The following is a 19,596-nucleotide window of genomic DNA, read 5'->3' as shown; positions in this document are numbered from 1 at the left end:
TATCTGGGGAGAAACGCAATGAACAGCATGAAGGCGCAACGTGGCATCACCCTGACCTCCTTCCTGGTGGTCCTGATCGTGGTCGGCTTTTTCCTTTACGTGGGCATGAAGCTGTTCCCCATGTACCAGGAAAACTATGCGGTCCGTTCGGCAATGAAGAGCCTGGCCAATGAGCCCGGCATCGGCAGCATGCAGCCGGCCAACATCCAGAAACTGCTGTTCAAGCGCCTGTACATCAACTACTCCGAGAACGTGAAGCCCGCCAACGTGAAGTTCGACCGCAAGGACAATGGCTGGACCATGCGCGTGAACTACGAAGTGCGGCGTCCGTTGATCGGCAACATCGACGTGGTCGGCAAGTTCGACTCAACCCAGGACCTCAGCCGTAGCGGTGTCGAATAAAACTTTCCAACGTGGTGACCTGATCGGCCACCCCTTCGCCAATGCGGACCTGCTCACGCAGGCCCTGCGGCACCGGTCTGCCGGCGTACCGAACAACGAGCGCCTGGAGTTCCTCGGCGACAGCATCGTCAACATGCTGGTGGCCCAGGCGCTGTATGCGCGCTGGCCGAAGGCCGACGAGGGCGCGCTGACCCGCGGCCGCGCCGAACTGGTGCGCGAAGGCGCGCTGGCCGAGCGCGCCCGGGAACTCAAACTGGGCGAGCGCCTGGTGCTGGGCGCCGGCGAAATGAAGACCGGCGGCCACCGGCGCGATTCGATCCTCGCCGATGCCTTCGAGGCGGTGGTGGCGGCGATCTACCTGGATGCGGGCTTCGACGCCTGCCGCGCGGTGGTGCTGCCCTGGTTCGAAGCGGCCATGGACGCCCTGCCGGCGACCGGACGGCCGGAGAAAGACCCCAAGACCCGGTTGCAGGAATGGCTGCAGGGCCGACAGAAGGCGCTGCCGGCGTACGAACTGGTGTCAGAATCCGGTGACGACCACGCCAAGACCTTCCGGGTACGCTGCAACCTGACAGAACCGGCCGTGTGTACCGAGGGCGAAGGCTCCTCGCGGCGGCTGGCCGAACAACAGGCGGCTGCGGCCGCGCTTGACCTACTGGTGGATTCAAAGTGACCGAACAGACCTCCCATCGTTGCGGCAGCGTTGCTGTCATCGGCCGCCCCAACGTGGGCAAATCGACCCTGACCAATGCATTGGTAGGGGCCAAGGTCAGCATTGTCTCCAACCGGCCGCAGACCACGCGCCACCGGCTGCTGGGCATTGCCACCTATCCGGAAGGCCAGCTGGTGCTGGTGGACACGCCCGGCCTGCATAAGGTGCAGAAGCGGGCGATGAACCGGGTGATGAACCGTGCCGCGCGCGGATCGCTGGAGGGCGTCGACGCTGGCCTGCTGGTCATCGAAGCCGGCCGCTGGGACGAGGAAGACAGCCTGGCCTTCAACGTGCTGCGTGATTCGGGCATCCCGGTGGTGCTGGTGGTCAACAAGGTCGACCGCATGAAGGAAAAGGCCGCGTTGCTGCCGTTCCTGCAGCAGATCACCGAAGGCCGCGAGTTCGCTTCGGTGCATCCGATTTCCGCGCAGAAGCGCAACGGCCTGGAAGCACTGGTGCGTGACGTGCTGGCGCTGATGCCGGAAGCCCCGCCGATGTTCGGCGAAGACGAAATCACCGACCGCAGCCAGCGTTTCCTGGCCGGCGAACTGGTGCGCGAGCAGCTGATGCGCCAGCTCGGCGAAGAGCTGCCGTACGCCACCACGGTAGAGATCGAGCGCTTCACCGAAGACGGCAACCTGCTGCGCATCGGTGCGGTGATCTGGGTCGAACGCGAAGGGCAGAAGGCCATCGTGATCGGCAAGGGCGGTACCCGCCTGAAGGACATCGGGGCCAAGTCGCGCATGCAGATGGAGCGCTTGTTCGGTGCCAAGGTGTTCCTGGAAACCTGGGTGCGCGTGCGCGAGGGCTGGTCCGACGACGAGGCCGCGCTGAAGGCCTTCGGTTACGAATAAGCAGCGCCTGCGGGGCTGGCCCTGATGCAGATCGCGTCCGAACCGGGCTTTGTCCTGCACGCGCGGGCCTACCGCGAGACCAGCCTGCTGGTGGAGGTGCTGAGCGCCTCGCACGGGCGGCTGGGCCTGCTTGCCCGCGGCGTTTCCAGTGCGAAGGGGCAGGTGCTGCGCGCGGCCCTGCAGCCGCTGCAGTGGATCCGTTTCGACGCGGTCCAGCGCGGTGACCTGGCGCAGCTGCGTGGCGCCGAGGCGCTGGATGCCGCACCGCGGCTTGCCGGCAATGACATGCTGGCCGGCTTCTACCTGAATGAGCTGGTGATGCGCCTGGCCCCGCGGCACGACCCGCTGCCGGACCTGTACCGGGCCTACGGCGAGGTGCGCGCCCGCCTGAGCCTGGAGCTTTCATTGGCGTGGAGCCTGCGCCGCTTCGAACGCGACCTGCTGGAGGCGCTGGGGGTCGGTTTCGACCTGGCCTGCGCCAGCGATGGCAGCGCCGTGGATCCGGCCGCGCGCTACCTGCTGGATCCACAGGAAGGCCCGCGCCGGCTGCTCAGCGAGCGCGATGGGGAGGGGCGGCGCGGTACCGCCACCGGCGCTGCGCTGCTGGCGCTGGGACGCGATGAAGAACCCGGCGCCGAGGACCTGGCCAGCCTGCGCCTGCCGATGCGGGTCGTGCTGGCCTACCACCTGGGCTCGCGCGGGCTGAAATCCTGGGAACTGCTGGACGACTTGGCGCGCCGCCGCTGAGGGGTCAGAGTCAGGGGTCAGAGTCGTGACTCTGACCCCTGACTCTGATCCCTTTTTCCAGATCAGTGCAGCAGCGCGGCGACGGCGTCGCGGAAGCTGGCCTGGGCCATGTGCGAGGCCGGCATCTGGTGCAGGGTGCGCACCGCGCGGCTGAGGCGGGCAGCACCGACGAAACCACAACTGGCCTGCAGCCGGTGCAGCTGGTTGCGCAGCGCCGGTTCGTCATGGCGGTCCACCGCCTGGTCGACCGCGTCACGCACGCTCGGCAGCTCGGCCAGGAACAGCTCGCGCAGCGCTACCAGGTGGTTGCGTTGCCCGTTGAGCGCGGCCAGTGCGGTGATCTCGTCCCAGTCCTGGGCCTCGTTCAGCATGATGGGCTGGATCGGCGCGCTGTCCACCCGGTAACGGGCGCCTTGGCCCAAGGCGCGACGCACGCCCTTGAGCAGGGCATCGCGGCCCAGCGGCTTGACCAGGATGTCGCCGAATCCGGCATCCCGCAGGCGCCCATGCGCGGACGCGTCGCGATCGGCGGTATGCGCCAGCGCCGGGGTGTCCGGGTGCTGCCGGCGCAACTGCTGCAGCAATTCGCTGCCATGGCCATCGGGCAGGTTCGCATCGATCAGCCACAGGTCGTAGTGGCGGACCTGGGCACGGGCGAGTGCGGCGTTGAGCGAGTCAGCGGTATCCACGTCCGCTGGCAAGGTTTCCAGCGCGGCCTTGAGGAAACCACACGTGATGATGTCGTCCTCGACCAGCAGGAAACGGGGTCGCGCGGGGCGCGGCGTATTCGTCTGCATAAGGCTGCCTCCATGTCAGCTACGCTGCATATTAAACACCGCGCGCCGCCTTGCAAGGGTGGAGAAGCGATTTTCGCCCTGTTCTGAGACAATACGCGCCCTTTTTCACACGCAGCCCTTCGCCACGTGGCCCGTCAACGTTCCCGCATCGACCGCACCCTCTTCAGAACCGACATCCTCGACCTGAGCCACGACGGCCGCGGCGTCGCACGCCGTGATGGCGAAGGTGGCAAGGTCACCTTCATCACCGGCGCGCTGCCGGGTGAAGTGGTGATGGCCGAACAGACCGCGCGCAGCAAGCATTTCGACCAGGCGCGCACCGTCGAAGTGGTGGAAGCCTCGCCGCTGCGCGTGCAGCCGAAGTGTCCGCATTTCGGCGTCTGTGCCGGCTGCGTGCTGCAGCACCTGGAAGAAAGCGAGCAGATCGTGGCCAAGCAGCGGGTGCTGATGGACAACCTGCAGCGCATCGGCCACGTGCAGCCGCAGCAGGTACTGCCGCCGCTGGTCGGCGACAGCTGGGGCTACCGCCGCAAGGGGCGCTTCTCGGTGCGTCGGGTCGAGAAGAAGGACAAGACCCTGGTCGGCTTCCGTGAGCTGGATCCGCGCTTCGTGGCAGACCTGTCGCTGTGCCTGACGGTGATTCCGGAGATCGGCACCAAGGTGTCAGTGCTGTCGGCCTTCGTCGAATCGCTGGATGGCCGACGCGACATCCCGCAGATCGAGTTCATCGCCGGTGACGAGGCGATCGCTCTGACCATCCGCCACATGCAGCCGCTCAGCGAGGCCGATCGCGCGGCCTGGGTCGCGTTCGGGCAGGAACACGGATTCGCGATCTTCCTGCAGCCCGACGGAGTCGACTCGGTCCACCCGCTGTGGCCGCAGGAGGTTCCGTTGTCGTTCCGGCTGGCGCCGTGGGACGTGGAGCTGGCGTTCCGCCCGCTGGACTTCATCCAGGTCAATGCCAACCTCAACGTGAAGATGATCGAGCACGCACTGGCGCTGCTGGATGCCGGCCCGCAGGAGCGCGTGCTGGACCTGTTCTGCGGGCTGGGCAACTTCACCCTGCCGCTGGCCCGCGGCGTGCGCGAAGTGGTCGGCGTGGAGGGCGATGCCGGGCTGGTGGCGCGTGCGAAGGAGAACGCCCAGCGCAACGGGCTGGCCAACGCCAGCTTCCATGCCGCCGACCTGACCCAGGACCAGCGCCAGGCCTCGTGGATGCTGGAGGGTTTCGACAAGCTGCTGCTGGACCCGCCGCGCTCGGGCGCCATCGAGGTGCTGCAGCAGCTGCCGCTGGAGCAGTTCAAGCGCATCGTCTACGTCAGCTGCCATCCGGGTTCGCTGGCGCGCGATGCCGGCTACCTGGTCAACGAGCGTGGCTTCACCCTGGTCAGTGCCGGGGCGATGGACATGTTCCCGCATACCGCACACGTGGAAAGCATCGCGGTATTCGAAAAAGCCTGATCGAAGCGGGTGACCCTCGGTCGTGGTGGGTGAACGCCGGTCGTGGTGGGTGACGACCGTCGGTCGTCACGCGCTTCCCGCATAATCCCCCCATGGGCATTGAAATCGAACGGAAATTCCTGGTCACCGGTGACGGTTGGCGGGCGGCGGCGCACGCGGTCATCCCGATGGCGCAGGGCTATATCAACGACATGGGCGCGCTGGACCGCGGGGACCAGAACGCCTCGGTGCGGGTACGCATCGAAGGCGACGGTGCCGCACTGAACCTCAAATCACGGACGCTGGGGCGCAGCCGGCAGGAGTTCGAGTATCCGATTCCGGTAGCGGACGCGCGTGAGCTGCTGGCGTTGTGCGTGGGCGGCCTGATCGACAAGCGCCGGCACCTGGTGCAGCACGAAGGCCTGCTGTGGGAGGTCGACGAATTCCTCGGCGACAACGCCGGGCTGGTGGTCGCCGAAGTGGAGCTGGAAGACCCGGACCAGGCGATCAGCCTGCCGGCCTGGGCCGGCCGCGAAGTCACCGACCAGGCGCGCTACTACAACGTCGCGCTGGCCTCCCACCCGTACGCTCGCTGGTCTCCCGGCGAAAAGGGCGACGGCGGGGAGTGAGTCGCTGCCGACGCGTCCCGGCATGCCAGAAACGAGGTGGTCGCCTGCGTCCCCTTTATCGCCGGGCGGTCGTCCCCATGTCGGGGGGATGAAGATCGACATCTATTCCGACGTGGTGTGTCCGTGGTGCTGGATCGGCAAGCACCGCTTCGCGCAGGGTCTTGCGCTGCTGGGCGATGCGGTGCCCGCGCTGCAGGTGCAGTGGCAGCCGTTCCAGCTGGATCCGGACGCCGATGCCACGCCGGTGCCGCTGCGTGAGGCCTATGCGCGCAAGTTCGGGGGTGCCGAGCGCACCGAGCAGTTGCTGGGCCAGATGCAGGCCACCGCACGCGCCGAAGGGCTGCCGATGGATTTCAGTCGTGGCCAGGTCCGCGTGACCACGCTGCAGGCGCACCGCCTGCTATGGCTCGCTGGCCAGCACGGGGTCCAGGATGGGGTGGGCGAAGCGCTGTTCCGTGCGCATTTCGAACTGGGGCGCAATCTCGCCGATCCGCAGGTGCTGGCCCGGGCCGGGATCGAGGGCGGACTTGCCGCTGACGACATCCAGGCGATGCTGGGCTCGGACCTGGGGCTGGCCGAGGTGCAGCAAGGCCTGCAGCATGCCCACGCCATCGGCATCACCTCGGTGCCGACCTTCGTCATCGACGGCCGTTGGGCAATCCAGGGTGCGCAGTCGCCGGAAGCGATCGCCCAGGCGCTGCGCCAGATCGCCGCCGAACGCAGCGAAGCCGCCGCTTCCGACGCGCTGGACGCTGAAGACGGTTGTGGCCCGGACGGGTGCAGGGTCTGACGCTGGGCCACGCTTCTGCGACAATGCGGCGCTGCGCCATCGTGGCGCCCGTCGTGGAGACCTGAACATGCTGCTGATCGGCGTTGCCGGTACCGAACTGACCGCCCAGGAGCGTGACTGGCTGCAGCACGATGCCGTGGCCGGCGTGGTGCTGTTCAAGCGCAATTTCGCATCCCGCCAGCAGATCGCCGGACTGTCCGCCGCCATCCGCGAGGCAGCACCGCGGCCGCAGCTGATCTGCGTGGACCAAGAAGGCGGGCGCGTGCAGCGTTTCCGCGAGGGCTTCACCGATCTGCCGCCGCTGCAGCAGATCGGTCTGGGCTACGTACAGGATCCGCAGGCCGCGCTGGCCGCTGCCGAGCAGCACGCCTGGCTGATGGCCAGCGAGGTGCGCGCCAGCGGCGTGGACCTGAGCTTTGCGCCGGTGGTGGACCTGGGCCATGGCAACCGCGCCATCGGCGATCGCGCATTCAGCGAAGATCCCCAGGTGGTGGCCGCGTTTACCGCCGCTTACGTGCGCGGCATGCACAGCGCCGGCATGGCCGCCACGCTCAAGCATTTCCCCGGCCACGGCAGCGTGCTGGAAGACACCCACGTCGATACCGCGATCGACCCGCGTGGGCTGGATGAACTGCAGCAGCGCGACCTGGTGCCTTTCGTGGCCGGGATCGCCGCCGGCGCCGATGCGGTGATGATGGCGCACGTCATCTACCCGCAGGTCGCCCCGGAACCGGCCGGCTACTCGCGGCGCTGGGTGCAGGACATCCTGCGTGGCCAGCTCGGCTTCCGCGGCGTGGTGTTTTCCGATGACATCGGCATGGCCGCCTCGTTCAGCGCCGGTGGCGTGAAGGCCCGCGTCGATGCGCACCTGGATGCCGGCTGCGACGTGGTATTGGTCTGCCATCCCGAGCTGGTGGACGATGCGCTGCAGGCCATGCAGCATCGCACCTCGAACACTGCCGCGCTGCTTGGCCTGATCGGCCGCGGCGCACTTGGCTGGGACGGCCTGCTGGCCGATGCCCGGCATGGCGACACCCGAACCCGTTTTCTCGAATCCTCTGGAAGAACCGTCTGATGCCCAACCTCACCATTTCCCAGGCCCTGGAACAGGCTGACCTGCTGGTCGACCGCCCCACCATCGACCAGGCCATCGGCCGCATCGCCGACGCCATCGCCAGCGATTACAAGGGCGAAGTGCCGTTGTTCCTGTCGATCATGCATGGCGCGCTGCCGTTCGCCGGCCAACTGGCACTGGAACTGGGCGCACGCGGCCAGGACGTGCAGTTCGATTACCTGCACGCCACGCGTTACCGCGGCGAAACCACCGGCGGCGACCTGGTGTGGAAGCACAAGCCGGCCACCGCACTGTTCGGCCGCCGCGTGCTGCTGGTGGACGACATCCTGGACGAGGGCTACACCCTGCAGGGCGTGCGCACCTGGTGCCTGGAGCAGGGCGCCACCGACGTGCGCATCGCCGCGCTGACGGTGAAGAAGCATGACCGCGCGCTGGCCGACGTGCACGCCGATTACGCCGGCGTGGAACTGCCGGACCGCTATGTGTTCGGCTTCGGCATGGACGTCAACGAGACCCTGCGCTGCGTGCCGGCGATCTACGCGATGAAGGAAGGCTGATGCAGCCCATCGCGCTGGCGGTCATCGGCGGAACCGGCGTCTACAACCTCGCCACGCTGGATGACGTGCAGACCCACGAGGTCGAAACCCGCTTTGGTACGCCCTCCGGTCCGATCCGGGTCGGCAGCCTGCTGGGCCACCGGGTGGCTTTCCTGGCCCGCCATGGCGAGGGCCATTCACTGCCCCCGCACAAGATCAACTACCGCGCCAACCTTGCTGCACTGCAGCATATCGGCGCGTCGCGCGTGCTGGCGCTGAATACCGTCGGCGGCATCGGCGATGACTTCGGTCCGCGCGTGCTGGCCTGCCCGGACCAGATCATCGACTACACCTGGGGCCGGATCTCCACCCTGTGTGAGGAAGCGGGCAGTGACGTCCTGCACGTGGACTTCGGGCACCCCTACACGCCCATGCTGCGAAGCAAAATTCTTGCGGCCGCAAAGGTGACGGGCGTCACAGTGCGCGACGGCGGTTGTTATGCTGCAACGCAAGGTCCGCGGTTGGAAACCATTGCAGAAATCGCGCGTCTGCGCCGTGATGGCTGTGACCTGGTCGGCATGACCGGCATGCCCGAAGCGGCCCTGGCGCGTGAGCTCGGGCTTGACTACGCCTGCCTTGCGATCGTGGCCAACTGGGCCGCCGGTTGTGGCGATGGGGAAGAAATCACCATGGCCGAAGTACTCTCCAACGTGCAGGCCGCGTCCAACGGATTGCCCGAACTGATCGGGGAATTGGCACGGGGGTGATTGTCATCCTCGGGCAAGGTTTGCATACTCGCCCCGTGCGCAGGGTTTTTGCGCACACCACCCATTCATTGCAAAGGTCTCGCATCAACATGGCAACAGGTACCGTGAAGTGGTTCAACGACGCCAAGGGATTTGGCTTTATTACTCCGGACGACGGCGGCGCTGATCTGTTCGCGCACTTCTCCGCCATCCAGGGCAATGGCTTCAAGTCCCTGCAGGAAGGCCAGAAAGTCACCTTCGAAAAGACCCAGGGCCCGAAGGGCGACCAGGCATCGAACATCCAGGCCGCCTGATCCATTCAGTCGCGTGTTGGAAGAACCCCGCTTCGGCGGGGTTTTTTTTTGCCTGCCGCGCCAATCAGGCACAATCGCAGGATGGATCCCCGCATGCGCATCGCCGTCATCGGCTACGGCACCGCTGGCCAGGCATTGGCCATTCTGTTGTCCCGCGACGAACACCACGTCGACATCTTCGAGCGCGCCCCCCGCCCTGGGCCGGTCGGCGCCGGCTTCCTGCTGCAGCCCAGCGGCCTGCAGGTGCTGTGGCAGATGGGCCTGCTGGATGCGGTGCGCGCGCATGCCGCACCGGTGCACCGGTTGCACGGCGATACCCCCTGCGGGCGGGCGGTGATGGACATGGGCTACGACGGCCTGGATGCGCGCCTGCACGGCCTGGGCATGCAGCGTGGCGCGCTGTTCCAGCTGCTGGACCAGGCGCGTGACGGCCTCGGACAGCTGCATGCAGGCGTCACCATCGCATCGGTCGACCACGAACGCGGGCTGCTGCACGACGGCGAAGGGCGCCAGCACGGGCCGTATGACCTGGTGATCGCTGCCGACGGCTCGGCATCGGCCCTGCGTGCGCAGGTCGGGGGGACGTCGCTGGACCGGGTGTACCCGTGGGGCGCCCTGTGGTGCCTGCTGCCGGCCGAGGATTGGCCGCATGTGAGCGAGCTGCGCCAGCGCTACGTGGCGGCGCGCAAGATGATCGGGCTGCTGCCGGTCGGCACGCGTCCCGGGGATGCCACACCGCGGCTGAGCTTCTTCTGGAGCCTGCCGCGCGAGGACTTCGCGCGCTGGGAGGCCGATGGCCTGCAACCGTGGCTGGATGAGCTGCACGCTCTGTGGCCGGAGGCCGCACCGCGCTTCGCGCACCTGCAGCAGGCGGGGCAGTTGGCGCGTGCCTCTTACCGCGATGCGGTGATGCGGCGCTGGCACAACGGTCGTCTGGTGCTGGCCGGCGATGCGGCGCACTCCATGAGCCCGCAGCTGGGGCAGGGCGTGAACATGGCGCTGCTGGACGCGCTGGCCCTGCGTGATGCGCTGCGCGTGCATGGCAAGGGCGAGGCCGCCCTGCAGGCCTACCAGGCGCAGCGACGCGCGCACGTGGCCGTGTACCACTACTGGAGCCGCTGGCTGACCCCGTTGTTCCAGTCCGACCGCGATGCCTGGTCGAAGGCCCGTGACGTGCTGCTGGGGCCGATGGGGCGCTTGCCGGGGGGGCGGGGCCACATGCTGCGCGTGCTCAGTGGCACCCAGCGCGGCTGGCTGGGGAAACTGCCGCTGGACCCGGCGTTCATCGACGCGCTGGGCACGCCACGGGCCACGGCGCAGGCGGCCGCGTTGAGCGCTGCGTGAAAGCTGCGGTGGGCGGAGTTGACGGTTGGCTCACCTCGTTCATGGCACAACAGGGGGGAACGCACGCACCGCGTGGCCCCCGCACTGTTCCGTGATCCTGCATCGCGCCCCGGCGGGCGGCCTGTCGCTGCTGCCCCCTCTGGCTCGGGCGAGCCGCATGCAAGGAGTCCCCCATGTTGTTCTCGGCTGAAGCGCTGGAATCGGAAATCTGCAAACTGCGCGGGTTGCTGCAGATGCTGCACGAAGACCAGCCTGACGTGCTGGAAGATGTCTTCGAATTCCATGTTGGCAGCCTGATCAGTCATTCCTCTCCGGAGCAGCACGGTTACATCCGTACGTGTGCGCAGGAAATGCTGGCCACGATCCGGGCGCTGCCCCGGCGGGTAGAGAGCCGCGGGCCGGATTTCCGCCTGATGCCGGAGATGCTGGCGGTCGCGTGAGTTTTTCGCGCTGCGCGCGGGCTTGAAGCCAGAGCCAGAGCGAAAGCTGCAGGGCTGATTGTTGGTGGGGCGGGGCGGCTGTGCAGGACACGCCGCAAGTACGTCCGTGTAAGCTCGCTTTTCGCATCCATGCGAAAAGACGGTCCTGCACACCCACCCCGCCCCCCCTTCGACAGGTCCATGGTGGCCTTTGGTTGCTTTGGTAGCGCCGACCCATGGTCGGCGGGTTTTGTGAGGGGTAGGAAGAGTGGTTGGAAGATGGGATCAGAGTCCTTTCGCTGCGCGAAAGGAGTCTGACCCCTGCCTTTGCTTTTTTATTTCCATTACGCGGTGGCGGCCACCAGAACCTGTCAGGGGGCCGGGCGGTGGGGCTGGGCGGGGGCGTTGAGCGCCATGGATGGCGCGAAACGAGGCCCGCATGGATGCGGCTTCTGCCGTCCCCCGCACAGCCCCACCGCCCGGCCCAAAGCACGTAGCCAGCGAAACGCAGCCACCCGCGAGGGGGTCCCACCCGTTCGACCCACCTACCGCGCAGGCAACAGCACCGCCGCAGTGTCCACGCACGCGACCATCCGCTCACCGGCAGCCAACACCGGCACCACCCCCGCGGTGAACTGCGAAAACGCCGGCAGCACCGTCACCCGCTCGCGCAGCCAGAAGGCCGGCAACCGGCGCGGCAGCCCCGGCAGCGCGGCCAGCGGATGCAGGTGACCGCCAATCACGTGGGCCTGCGCATCCGGCTCCGGTTCGTGGCGCAGCAGGAAGGGACCCAGTGCGGCCTGCTCCTCGTGCACCTGCACCTGCAGCGCGGCCGGGGACAGCGCGCGGTCGTGGTTGCCACGCACCACGTGGACCGCAAGCCCGGGCCGCTGCTCGCGCCAGGCCAGCCAGTGGCTGTACCACGGTGCCCGGTGCAACGGCCCGTGCAGCACATCGCCGAGGATCCACAGCTGTTCACAGTCGGCACGCTCGACCAGCTGCTGCAGCCGCTTCAGGTCGGCGGCGGTGCCACCCACCGGCAGCGCGATGCCGGCGCGGCGGAAGATGTCCGCCTTGCCCAGGTGCAGGTCGGCGATCAACACGGCGCGCAGCCGCGGTATCCGCAGGGCACGCTCGCCCAGCAGGATCACCTCCTCGCCGGCCAGGTGCAGGACAACATCATCGGGCATTGCGCTTTTCCAGTTGTTGCGCGGCACGCAGCACGCGCGTGCGCCAGTCTTCGTTGCTGAGCTGGCCGCGCAGGCGTTCGGCCCACAGCGGGAAGCCCAGCGGCGTCAGCGAGCGTGGTGCCTGCAGCGACAGTGCACGGCCCTGCATCCGCTGCAGCGCGTCGCGCAGGCCGTCCACGTCCAGGCTGTCGTGCAGCACTTCGCGCTCGGCCAGCTGCAGCAGCATGTGCTCCGGATCGTGTTCGCGCAGCACGTCGTACAGCAGGCCGGCAGAGGCCTGCAGCTGGCGCAGCGAACGCGGCATGCCGCCCGGCAGGCTGGGCACCAGCAGGCCGGACACCCGCGCGATGCCGCGGAACTGGCGGCGTGCCAGTTCGCCCAGGTTGACCGCCGCGCGCAGGTCATCAAGCAGTGCGCCAGGGTCCAGCAGCGCGCTCCACTGTGCCGCATCCAGGGCGATGGGCAGGGCCGGGGCCAGCACCAGCCCGTGGTCGTTCACCGCATAGCCGATGCTGTTGCGCTGCAGCCGCGTGCAGCGCAGGGCCAGCAGCGCGGCAAGGGCTTCATGCACGTGGCGGCCGGCGAACGGGTACACGAACAGGAACTGGCCTTCGCGGCGGCGTACGTCTTCCACCAGCAGGTGATCCGGCGAAGGCCGCGCCGACAGGCTTGCCTGCAGGTCCATCAGTGGTGCCAGCCAGCGCGATTCGGGGCTGTCGTCGGCGCCGCCCAGCACCGCTTCCAGTTCCCGCCCCAGTGAAGTGGAAAGCGCCAGCTGGCCGCCCTGCCAGCGCGGCACCACGCCTTCTCCACCGCGCGCCACGCGCACGTACGCGGTCATGTCCTTCAGCTGTACCAGTTCGAGCAGCCGGCCGGCGAACTGGAAGCGATCACCACGACGCAGGCGCCCGGCAAACTGTTCTTCCACCGCGCCCAGGCTGCCGCCGCGCAGGAACTGCACGCGCACGCTGCCGTCGCTGCTGATGGTGCCGATGGACAGGCGATGGCGCAGCGCCTGGCGTCGGTCGTGCACGCGGTAGATGCCGTCCTCGTCCTGCACCGCCTTGTGGAAATCCGGGTACTGCGCCAACGCCCGCCCGCCCTGCACGATGAACTGCAGCACGTCCTGCCACTGCGCATCGCCGAGCTGTGCGAAGGCATGCGTGCGGCGGACCTGCGCGAGCAGCGCTTCGGCATCGAAGCCGCCGGCCAGCGCGCGGCTGATGCAGTGCTGGGCCAGCACGTCCAGCGACAGCCGAAGCGGCCGTCGTGCCTCGACCACGCCCGCGTCGAGGGCGCGGCGCGCGGCCGCGTATTCGGCCAGTTCCAGCGCATGGCTGGGGACGCACAGGATCTCGCCGCTGGCGCCGGGGCGATGTCGCGCGCGTCCGGCGCGCTGGCGCAGCCGGGCCACGCCCTTCGGGCTGCCCAACTGCAGCACCTGTTCCACTTCCGGGAAATCCACGCCCAGGTCCAGGCTCGAGGTGGCGACCACGCAGCGCAGGCTGCCGGCGCGCAGTCCATCTTCCACCTGCTGGCGCAGCGCCGGATCCAGCGATCCATGGTGCAGCGCCAGCGTGGCACTGTCTTCGGGCCACACCGCGGACAATGCCTGGTGCCAGAGCTCGGCCTGCGCGCGGGTGTTGGTGAACAGCAGGCTGCTGCGCGCGCCCATCAGCGCCTGCAGCACGCGCGGCAGCTGCCCCAGCCCCAGGTGGCCGGCCCACGGGAAGCGCTCGCCGGGCTCGGGCAGCAGGCTGCGCACGCGCACCGGTCGCGGCCTGGCCCCTTCCACGGTCACCGCGTCGTCGCGGCCGGGCAACAGCACCTCACGTGCCTGTTGCAGGTTGCCCAGCGTGGCCGACAGGCCCCACAGCTGCATCGCCGGTGCGGTGTCGCGCAGCAGGGCCAGGTTGAGCTGCAGCAGTACGCCGCGCTTGCTGCCCACCAGTTCATGCCATTCGTCCACCACCACGCAGCGCAGCTGGCGCATGCGCGCCAGCGTATCGGGGTAGCTCAACAGCAGCGCCAGCGATTCCGGGGTGGTCACCAGCACGTCCAGCCGACCTTCGCGGGCGAGGCGTTTGTCGCGGCTGCTGGCGTCGCCGCTGCGCAGGCCCACCTGCCAGTCCAGTCCAACGGCCTTCAGCGGCGCCTGCAGCGCACGTGCGGTGTCGGTGGCCAGTGCGCGCAGGGGTGTCACCCACAGCACCTGCAACGGCCGTACCGCGCTGCGACGGGCCGGCGTGGGCAGCGGATCGACCAGCGCCTGCAGCAACGGGCCGCCGAACATCGCCAGGGTCTTGCCGCTGCCGGTGGGCGTATGCAGCAGGCCGGACTGGCCGGCCAGGTAGTGCCGCCACATCGTGCGCTGGAACGGCAGCGGCCGCCAGCCGCGTTCGGCGAAGAAACCCTGCAGGCGCTTGAGCGCCTCCGCTGCGGTCATCGGGCCAGTGCCTGCAGCTGTTGCAGATGGTCGGCTTCGGCAGCGGGCTTGTCCTGGCGCCAGCGCAGGATGCGCGGGAAGCGCACGGCGATGCCGGACTTGTGCCGCTTGCTGACATTGACCGCTTCGAAGCCCAGCTCGAACACCTGTTCGGCACGTACGCTGCGCACCGGGCCGAAGCGTTCGCGCGTGTTGGCGCGGATCCAGCGATCCAGCGCGAGGATTTCCTTGTCGTCCAGGCCGGAGTAGGCCTTGGCGACCGGCACCAGTTCTTCACCGTTCCAGACCCCGAAGGTGTAATCGGTGTACAGCGTGCTGCGCCGGCCGTGGCCGGCCTGCGCGTACAGCAGCACCGCATCGATGGTCAGCGGATCCACCTTCCACTTCCACCAGTCACCGCGGCGGCGCCCGGCCTGGTAGACCGACTCGGCACGCTTGACCATCAAGCCTTCCACGCCGCGCACGCGTGCCTCTTCGCGCAGGGTGGCCGCCTGCTGCCAGTCGTCGGCATGTACCTGTGGAGACAATTGCAGGCGGGGATCATCCAGCGCACCGAGCAGCGCAGCCAGGCGCTGCCGACGCTGCTGCAACGGCACGTTGCGCAGGTCTTCGCCCCCTTCTTCCAGCAAATCGTAGGCGAGCACGCGCACCGGCGTGCTGCGCAGGGTCGCCGGCCCCGGCTTGCGCCGCTGGATGCGCGTCTGCAGCGCGGTGAAGGCACGCGGCAGATCCTGCTCTGGATCCCAGGCCAGCAGCTCACCGTCGATCACGCAGCCATCGGGGAGGGCAGCGGCGGCCTGTTCGATTTCCGGAAAACGCCCGTCCAGCCGCTCTTCGCCACGCGACCACAGCGCGACCTCGCCCTGCCGGCGCAGCAGCTGCAGGCGGATGCCATCCCACTTCCATTCCAGCAGCCAGTCGCTGATCGGACCCAGTGTCTCCACCGCCGCTTCCAGAGGCGAGGCGAGGAAGAACGGATAGGGCTGCTGGCGGTCCAGCGGCAACTCCTCATGCGTCAACAGCGTGACAAGCAGCGTGGGCGAGGGGACCCAGTCACCCAGCATGCGCTGGGCGATGCGCGCGATGTCCAGCCCGGACAGTTCGGCCAGTGCCTGCTGCACCAGCCGCTGCGAGACGCCGACGCGCAGCGCGCCGGTGAGCAGTTTGTTGAACACCAGCCGTTGCGCTGCCGGCAACGTCCGCCAGCCGGTTTCCACGGCGGCGCGGCGGATCGCTTCGTCCTGGTTGGCCACGGCCAGCAGATGGGTTTCGATCCACTCCACCAACGGGCGGTCCGGGGCTGGCTGGCGCGGCTCATCCACCAGCAGGGTCAGCGTTTCGGCCAGGTCGCCGACCTGCTCGTAGCTGTCTTCCACCAGCCACGCCGGCAGTCCGGATTCGTCGGCCAACCAGGCGCGCAGCTCGCCGCTGGCGGCGATCTTGCGGCGCGCGCCACCGACCTTGCCACCGCTCAGCAGGTACAGCGCCCATGCGGCGTCGTGCGCGGGCGCATGGCGGAAGTAGTCGACCAGCGCGGCGCGTTTGTCGCCGGTGGCGGTACTGCGGTCCAGGCGCTGGTACAGGTCGGCGAAGGCCTTCATTCTTCGCTCCCGTAGTCGGTACGGAAGGCTTCGGCGGCGGTGCCGTTTTCGCGCAGGTAGCGGATCAATGCATCGGTGTTGCCATGCGTGGCGATGATCCGGCTGGCGCCGGTCTGCGCGATGGTCTGCAGCAGCGCCGGCCAGTCGGCGTGGTCGGACACCACGAAGCCGCGATCAACGTTGCGACGGCGGCGGTTGCCGCGCAGGTGCATCCAGCCGGAGGCAAACCCCAGCTGGTGGCGGCCGAAGCGGCGCACCCACGGCGTGCCTGCGGCCGATGGCGGGGCCAGCACCAGGCGGCCGGCTGAATCGGGCTGGCGGCCCTGTTCGGCCACTGCCTGGGTGGCCAGCATCGGGATGCCGGCCTGGCGATACACCTGCACGCCGTTGTCGATCGCCCCGTGCAGCCAGGCCGGCTGGTCGTCCAGCGGCAACAGTTCGGCCAGCACCCGCTGCGCCTTGCCCAATGCATAGCAGAGCAGGATCGCCGCTTCGCCGCGTTCGCCGCATTCACGGCGCCAGGCGACGATGTCCGCGGCCACGTCCGGGGTGTCGGGCCAGCGGTAGATCGGCGAAGCGAACGTGGCTTCGGTGATGAACGTATCGCACGGCACCACTTCGAAGGGATCGCAGGTGGGGTCGGGCTGGCGCTTGTAGTCACCGGACGCCACCCAGACCTGCTCGCCGTCGTCGATGCGCACCTGCGCCGAGCCCAGCACGTGGCCGGCCGAGTGCAGCGACACCTCGACCGCGCCCATCCGGAAGGGCACGCCCCAGCCGTGGGTGTGGATGCGTACATCGCCCAGCCGCCAGCGCAGGATCGGCTCGCTGGATGGGCTGCAATGGTATTCCTGCATGCCGCCGCGGGCGTGGTCGCCGTGGCCGTGGGTGATCACCGCGCGCGCCACCGGGCGCCATGGATCGATGTGGAAATCGCCAGCGGGGCAGTACAGTCCTTCCGGACGCAGCACCACCAGATCGTCGCGTCTGCTCATGTCGGCACTGTGCCGGGGCCGTCGTGCAGGAGGTGAGAATCCGCCTGAACAGCAGCCGTTCCCGCGCTGGGGCAGAATCGAGGGTCATGCGGCCAGGGAGGCGTTCCACCATGCGCAACGAAGCAGCACCGTTCCAGACCCACCTCGTGCACAACCAGCCGCCCGCGTTCGCCGGCCGCCACCTGTGGGCCGACGATGCGGCGCTGGTGGAAGCGGTGGACCGGGGCGGGGCGTCCTCCTTCGCCGGTCGCCTGGCAGCGTACGGCCGCCTCGCCGGCGATGCGTTGTATCGGCTCGGCTTCGATGCCAACCGCGATCGACCGCGCCTGCGTACCCACGATGCGCAGGGCCATCGCATCGACACCGTCGAGTTCCATCCGGCGTACCACCAGCTGCTGCACACGGCGAAGGAACACGGCGTGGCCGGTCTGTCCTGGCACGAGCCGCAACCGGGCGCGCACGTGGCGCGCGCCGCGCTGAGTTACCTGCACCACCAGGCCGAAGCCGGGACCAGCTGCCCGCTGACCATGACCCACGCCGCGGTGGCGGTGCTGGCCGACCACCCGGTGCTGTCGGAGTGGGCCCGCAAGGCGGCTGCACCGGTGTACGACCCGCGCGATGTGCCGATCGCCGACAAGGTCGGCATCACCCTGGGCATGGGCATGACCGAAAAACAGGGAGGCTCCGATGTCCGCGCCAATGCCACCGTCGCCGAGCCCGGCGCGGACGGAAGCTACCGGCTGGTGGGGCACAAGTGGTTCTTCTCCGCGCCGATGTCCGACGGCTTCCTGGTGCTGGCGCAGGCGCCGGCAGGCCTGACCTGCCTGCTGATGCCGCGGCGGCTGGCCGATGGCAACCGCAACGCCTTCCAGTTGATGCGGCTGAAGGACAAGCTCGGCGACTGGTCCAATGCCTCCAGCGAGGTGGAATTCACCGGCGCGCAGGCCTGGCGGGTGGGCGATGAAGGGCGCGGCGTGGCGACCATCATCCACATGGTGATGATGACCCGGCTGGACTGCATGCTCGGCGCTGCCGCGGAAATGCGCATGGCGCTGGCGCAGGCGCTGCACCATGCGCGGCACCGGCGTACCTTCGGCCAACGCCTGTGCGACCACCCGCTGATGGCCAACGTACTGGCCGACCTGGCACTGGAATCCGAAGCGGCGACCGCGCTGGCCCTGCACGTGGCGGCGGCGGTGGACCGCGCTGCACGCGACCCGCGCCAGGCGCTGCTGGCACGGGTCGGCACCGCGCTGGGGAAATACTGGGTGTGCAAGCGCGCGGCGGCGTTCGTCAATGAAGCACAGGAATGCCTGGGCGGAGCGGGCTACGTGGAAGAGTCGATGCTGCCGCGGCTGTACCGCCAGGCGCCGCTCAATTCGATATGGGAAGGCAGCGGCAACATCCAGTGCCTGGACGTGCTGCGCGCGCTGCAGCGCGAGCCGGCGGCGTTGCAGGCGCTGCATGAGGAACTGCTGGCCGGCAGCGGGTTGGATGCCACCTTCGACGAGGCGATGTCACGCTGGTGGAGCGCTGCGCCGCCGGAGCCGGCACTCGCGCGGGTGTACTGCGAGCGGCTGGCGCTGCTGCTGCAGGGGTCGATCCTGCTGCGTGCAGGCAGTCCGTTCGCGGCCACGTTCGTGCGCAGCCGGCTGGGCGGTGAACACGGCCTGGCCTTCGGCACCTTGCCGCTGGGGATCGACAGCGCGGCGATGCTGGCACGCGCGCTGCCCTGAGCAACGGCCACAAAAAAGGCGCCGGCATCGGCCGGCGCCTGCATCGTGGAAGGAGGTGCGTGGTTCAGTGCTTGCCGTGGTCGGCGTTGTCCTTGGCATCGTCGGCGACATCGCGGGCCTTGTCGGCCACGTTCTGTGCCGCGGTGGCGGTGGCCTCGCTGGCATTGGCGGCCGCATCCTTGGCGGCAACCTTGGCTTCGGCAGCGGCGGCGGCGGTGGAATCGGCGGCGCGGTCCAGTGCCTGCTGGGTATCGGCAGCGGCTTCACGCGAGGCTGCGGCGGCATCGTCGGTGGCATCGCGGGTGGCGGCGGCCGCGCGGTCGACGGCATCACGGGCGGCCACGCCGGCGCTGTCGGCGGCCTGGGCGGCGTCCTGGCGTGCCTGTTCGGCTTCCGGGCCCTTGCAGGCGGCCAGGCCGAGCACCAGCGCGGAGGCCAGCAGGGACGTGGTCAGGGTGCGGATCTTCATGGCGCGCTCCAGGATCAGGGTTTCAGGGAGCGCCAGCCTATTCATCGACCGGTCTAAGGCGGGTGAAGTTTTTTTTCGCATGCGCGCGCTTTGAAGCAACGGCAACGGCAACGTCAAAAGCGGCAGGGCTGTTGGGTTGGCAGGGCGGGGTGGGTTCGTGGGAATCGCCGCAAGTACGTCCCTGTAGGCTCGCCATCCGCATCCATGCGGATGAGCGTTCCCACGAACCCACCCCGCCCCACCTTCGACAGGTCCATGGAGGCCATGGACGAGCAGCGGTTGGAAGGGGGGAGAAAGGCGGGGTCAGAGTCCTTTCGCTACGCGAAAGGACTCTGACCCCTGCCTTTGCTTTTT

General features: G+C 68.6%; 20 protein-coding genes. 14 read left to right on the top strand and 6 right to left on the bottom strand.

All coding sequences use genetic code 11. From position 1 onward, the window contains the following. The first annotated feature begins 18 nt into the window (after positions 1-18). From RTX79_RS17955 to recO, 4 genes are read left to right on the top strand one after another with little or no spacing between them, the layout of a single operon-like run. Positions 19-402 (top strand): DUF4845 domain-containing protein, encoded by a 384-nt coding sequence (locus RTX79_RS17955; protein ID WP_042615281.1) that lies wholly within the window; start codon positions 19-21, stop codon positions 400-402. After that, positions 392-1,075, top strand: coding sequence for a ribonuclease III (gene rnc / locus RTX79_RS17950; protein ID WP_057507295.1), 684 nt, complete (start codon positions 392-394; stop codon positions 1,073-1,075). Before RTX79_RS17955 ends, rnc begins: the two co-directional genes overlap by 11 nt. Next, positions 1,072-1,968, top strand: coding sequence for a GTPase Era (gene era / locus RTX79_RS17945; RefSeq protein WP_312685177.1), 897 nt, complete (start codon positions 1,072-1,074; stop codon positions 1,966-1,968). The genes rnc and era overlap by 4 nt, the downstream gene beginning before the upstream one ends. Before the next feature lie 24 nt (positions 1,969-1,992). Continuing rightward, positions 1,993-2,715 carry a DNA repair protein RecO gene (gene recO / locus RTX79_RS17940; RefSeq protein WP_123699805.1) on the top strand — a complete coding sequence of 241 codons (723 nt, stop codon included), beginning with the start codon at positions 1,993-1,995 and terminating at the stop codon, positions 2,713-2,715. 62 nt (positions 2,716-2,777) lie between these two features. Here the strand turns inward: recO and RTX79_RS17935 are convergent, their stop codons facing one another. Continuing rightward, the gene (locus tag RTX79_RS17935; RefSeq protein WP_057507292.1) at positions 2,778-3,512 is read right to left on the bottom strand and encodes an Hpt domain-containing response regulator; all 735 of its coding nucleotides are present in this window, start codon (positions 3,510-3,512) and stop codon (positions 2,778-2,780) included. A 126-nt stretch (positions 3,513-3,638) separates the two neighbouring features. On the opposite strand from RTX79_RS17935, the gene rlmD reads away from it, so the two are divergent. The 9 genes from rlmD to RTX79_RS17890 all read left to right on the top strand — a co-directional run bounded on the left by rlmD (position 3,639) and on the right by RTX79_RS17890 (position 10,826). Then, positions 3,639-4,973, top strand: a complete 1,335-nt coding sequence (gene rlmD, locus RTX79_RS17930; RefSeq protein ID WP_312685174.1) for a 23S rRNA (uracil(1939)-C(5))-methyltransferase RlmD — start codon at positions 3,639-3,641, stop codon at positions 4,971-4,973. Between the two features lie 92 nt (positions 4,974-5,065). Beyond that, entirely contained in the window at positions 5,066-5,581 is a 516-nt protein-coding gene (locus RTX79_RS17925) for a CYTH domain-containing protein (RefSeq protein WP_312685173.1), read from the top strand. A gap of 88 nt (positions 5,582-5,669) precedes the next feature. Then, complete coding sequence (locus RTX79_RS17920) at positions 5,670-6,371, top strand: DsbA family oxidoreductase (protein WP_312685171.1); 702 nt, start codon at positions 5,670-5,672, stop codon at positions 6,369-6,371. A 67-nt stretch (positions 6,372-6,438) separates the two neighbouring features. Then, a complete protein-coding gene (gene nagZ / locus RTX79_RS17915; protein ID WP_312685170.1) occupies positions 6,439-7,446 on the top strand; it encodes a beta-N-acetylhexosaminidase in 1,008 nt (335 codons plus the stop codon). Beyond that, complete coding sequence (locus RTX79_RS17910) at positions 7,446-8,003, top strand: hypoxanthine-guanine phosphoribosyltransferase (protein ID WP_057507287.1); 558 nt, start codon at positions 7,446-7,448, stop codon at positions 8,001-8,003. The genes nagZ and RTX79_RS17910 overlap by 1 nt, the downstream gene beginning before the upstream one ends. Next, positions 8,003-8,749 (top strand): S-methyl-5'-thioinosine phosphorylase, encoded by a 747-nt coding sequence (locus RTX79_RS17905; RefSeq protein ID WP_312685169.1) that lies wholly within the window; start codon positions 8,003-8,005, stop codon positions 8,747-8,749. Before RTX79_RS17910 ends, RTX79_RS17905 begins: the two co-directional genes overlap by 1 nt. 89 nt (positions 8,750-8,838) lie before the next feature. Then, a complete protein-coding gene (locus RTX79_RS17900) occupies positions 8,839-9,042 on the top strand; it encodes a cold-shock protein (protein WP_309684367.1) in 204 nt (67 codons plus the stop codon). An 81-nt stretch (positions 9,043-9,123) separates the two neighbouring features. Next, positions 9,124-10,386 carry an FAD-dependent oxidoreductase gene (locus RTX79_RS17895; RefSeq protein ID WP_312685168.1) on the top strand — a complete coding sequence of 421 codons (1,263 nt, stop codon included), beginning with the start codon at positions 9,124-9,126 and terminating at the stop codon, positions 10,384-10,386. Positions 10,387-10,559: 173 nt separating this feature from the next. Further along, the gene (locus tag RTX79_RS17890; RefSeq protein ID WP_042614974.1) at positions 10,560-10,826 is read left to right on the top strand and encodes a hypothetical protein; all 267 of its coding nucleotides are present in this window, start codon (positions 10,560-10,562) and stop codon (positions 10,824-10,826) included. Positions 10,827-11,350: 524 nt separating this feature from the next. Here RTX79_RS17890 and pdeM read toward each other — a convergent pair. From pdeM to RTX79_RS17870, 4 genes are read right to left on the bottom strand one after another with little or no spacing between them, the layout of a single operon-like run. Beyond that, positions 11,351-11,995 (bottom strand): ligase-associated DNA damage response endonuclease PdeM, encoded by a 645-nt coding sequence (pdeM, locus tag RTX79_RS17885; protein ID WP_312685167.1) that lies wholly within the window; start codon positions 11,993-11,995, stop codon positions 11,351-11,353. Next, entirely contained in the window at positions 11,985-14,441 is a 2,457-nt protein-coding gene (locus tag RTX79_RS17880) for a ligase-associated DNA damage response DEXH box helicase (protein ID WP_312685166.1), read from the bottom strand. Before RTX79_RS17880 ends, pdeM begins: the two co-directional genes overlap by 11 nt. Continuing rightward, positions 14,438-16,042, bottom strand: coding sequence for an ATP-dependent DNA ligase (locus RTX79_RS17875; RefSeq protein ID WP_312685165.1), 1,605 nt, complete (start codon positions 16,040-16,042; stop codon positions 14,438-14,440). The genes RTX79_RS17880 and RTX79_RS17875 overlap by 4 nt, the downstream gene beginning before the upstream one ends. Further along, positions 16,039-17,037 (bottom strand): ligase-associated DNA damage response exonuclease, encoded by a 999-nt coding sequence (locus RTX79_RS17870; protein ID WP_312685164.1) that lies wholly within the window; start codon positions 17,035-17,037, stop codon positions 16,039-16,041. The genes RTX79_RS17875 and RTX79_RS17870 overlap by 4 nt, the downstream gene beginning before the upstream one ends. 110 nt (positions 17,038-17,147) lie before the next feature. Between RTX79_RS17870 and RTX79_RS17865 the strand changes: the two genes are divergently transcribed. Continuing rightward, positions 17,148-18,773 (top strand): acyl-CoA dehydrogenase family protein, encoded by a 1,626-nt coding sequence (locus RTX79_RS17865; protein WP_057687416.1) that lies wholly within the window; start codon positions 17,148-17,150, stop codon positions 18,771-18,773. 64 nt (positions 18,774-18,837) lie between these two features. Here RTX79_RS17865 and RTX79_RS17860 read toward each other — a convergent pair whose 3' ends face one another. Further along, on the bottom strand, positions 18,838-19,242 hold the full coding sequence (locus RTX79_RS17860) for a hypothetical protein (RefSeq protein WP_057687417.1): 405 nt from the start codon (positions 19,240-19,242) through the stop codon (positions 18,838-18,840). Positions 19,243-19,596 lie beyond the last annotated feature (354 nt).

This window comes from Stenotrophomonas chelatiphaga, from assembly GCF_032054965.1.
Lineage (GTDB): Bacteria > Pseudomonadota > Gammaproteobacteria > Xanthomonadales > Xanthomonadaceae > Stenotrophomonas > Stenotrophomonas chelatiphaga.
Note: the sequence above shows the minus strand (reverse complement) of the source record. Positions and strands in the feature narration are given on the sequence as shown.

Bases quoted from the DNA above. Each gene is read 5' to 3' on its own strand.
- RTX79_RS17955 (WP_042615281.1), top strand. From the start codon at position 19: ATGAACAGCATGAAGGCGCAACGTGGCATCACCCTGACCTCCTTCCTG.
- recO (WP_123699805.1), top strand. From the start codon at position 1,993: ATGCAGATCGCGTCCGAACCGGGCTTTGTCCTGCACGCGCGGGCCTAC.
- RTX79_RS17935 (WP_057507292.1), bottom strand. From the start codon at position 3,512: ATGCAGACGAATACGCCGCGCCCCGCGCGACCCCGTTTCCTGCTGGTC.
- RTX79_RS17925 (WP_312685173.1), top strand. From the start codon at position 5,066: ATGGGCATTGAAATCGAACGGAAATTCCTGGTCACCGGTGACGGTTGG.
- RTX79_RS17920 (WP_312685171.1), top strand. From the start codon at position 5,670: ATGAAGATCGACATCTATTCCGACGTGGTGTGTCCGTGGTGCTGGATC.
- nagZ (WP_312685170.1), top strand. From the start codon at position 6,439: ATGCTGCTGATCGGCGTTGCCGGTACCGAACTGACCGCCCAGGAGCGT.
- RTX79_RS17910 (WP_057507287.1), top strand. From the start codon at position 7,446: ATGCCCAACCTCACCATTTCCCAGGCCCTGGAACAGGCTGACCTGCTG.
- RTX79_RS17905 (WP_312685169.1), top strand. From the start codon at position 8,003: ATGCAGCCCATCGCGCTGGCGGTCATCGGCGGAACCGGCGTCTACAAC.
- RTX79_RS17900 (WP_309684367.1), top strand. From the start codon at position 8,839: ATGGCAACAGGTACCGTGAAGTGGTTCAACGACGCCAAGGGATTTGGC.
- RTX79_RS17895 (WP_312685168.1), top strand. From the start codon at position 9,124: ATGGATCCCCGCATGCGCATCGCCGTCATCGGCTACGGCACCGCTGGC.
- RTX79_RS17890 (WP_042614974.1), top strand. From the start codon at position 10,560: ATGTTGTTCTCGGCTGAAGCGCTGGAATCGGAAATCTGCAAACTGCGC.
- pdeM (WP_312685167.1), bottom strand. From the start codon at position 11,995: ATGCCCGATGATGTTGTCCTGCACCTGGCCGGCGAGGAGGTGATCCTG.
- RTX79_RS17880 (WP_312685166.1), bottom strand. From the start codon at position 14,441: ATGACCGCAGCGGAGGCGCTCAAGCGCCTGCAGGGTTTCTTCGCCGAA.
- RTX79_RS17875 (WP_312685165.1), bottom strand. From the start codon at position 16,042: ATGAAGGCCTTCGCCGACCTGTACCAGCGCCTGGACCGCAGTACCGCC.
- RTX79_RS17870 (WP_312685164.1), bottom strand. From the start codon at position 17,037: ATGAGCAGACGCGACGATCTGGTGGTGCTGCGTCCGGAAGGACTGTAC.
- RTX79_RS17865 (WP_057687416.1), top strand. From the start codon at position 17,148: ATGCGCAACGAAGCAGCACCGTTCCAGACCCACCTCGTGCACAACCAG.
- RTX79_RS17860 (WP_057687417.1), bottom strand. From the start codon at position 19,242: ATGAAGATCCGCACCCTGACCACGTCCCTGCTGGCCTCCGCGCTGGTG.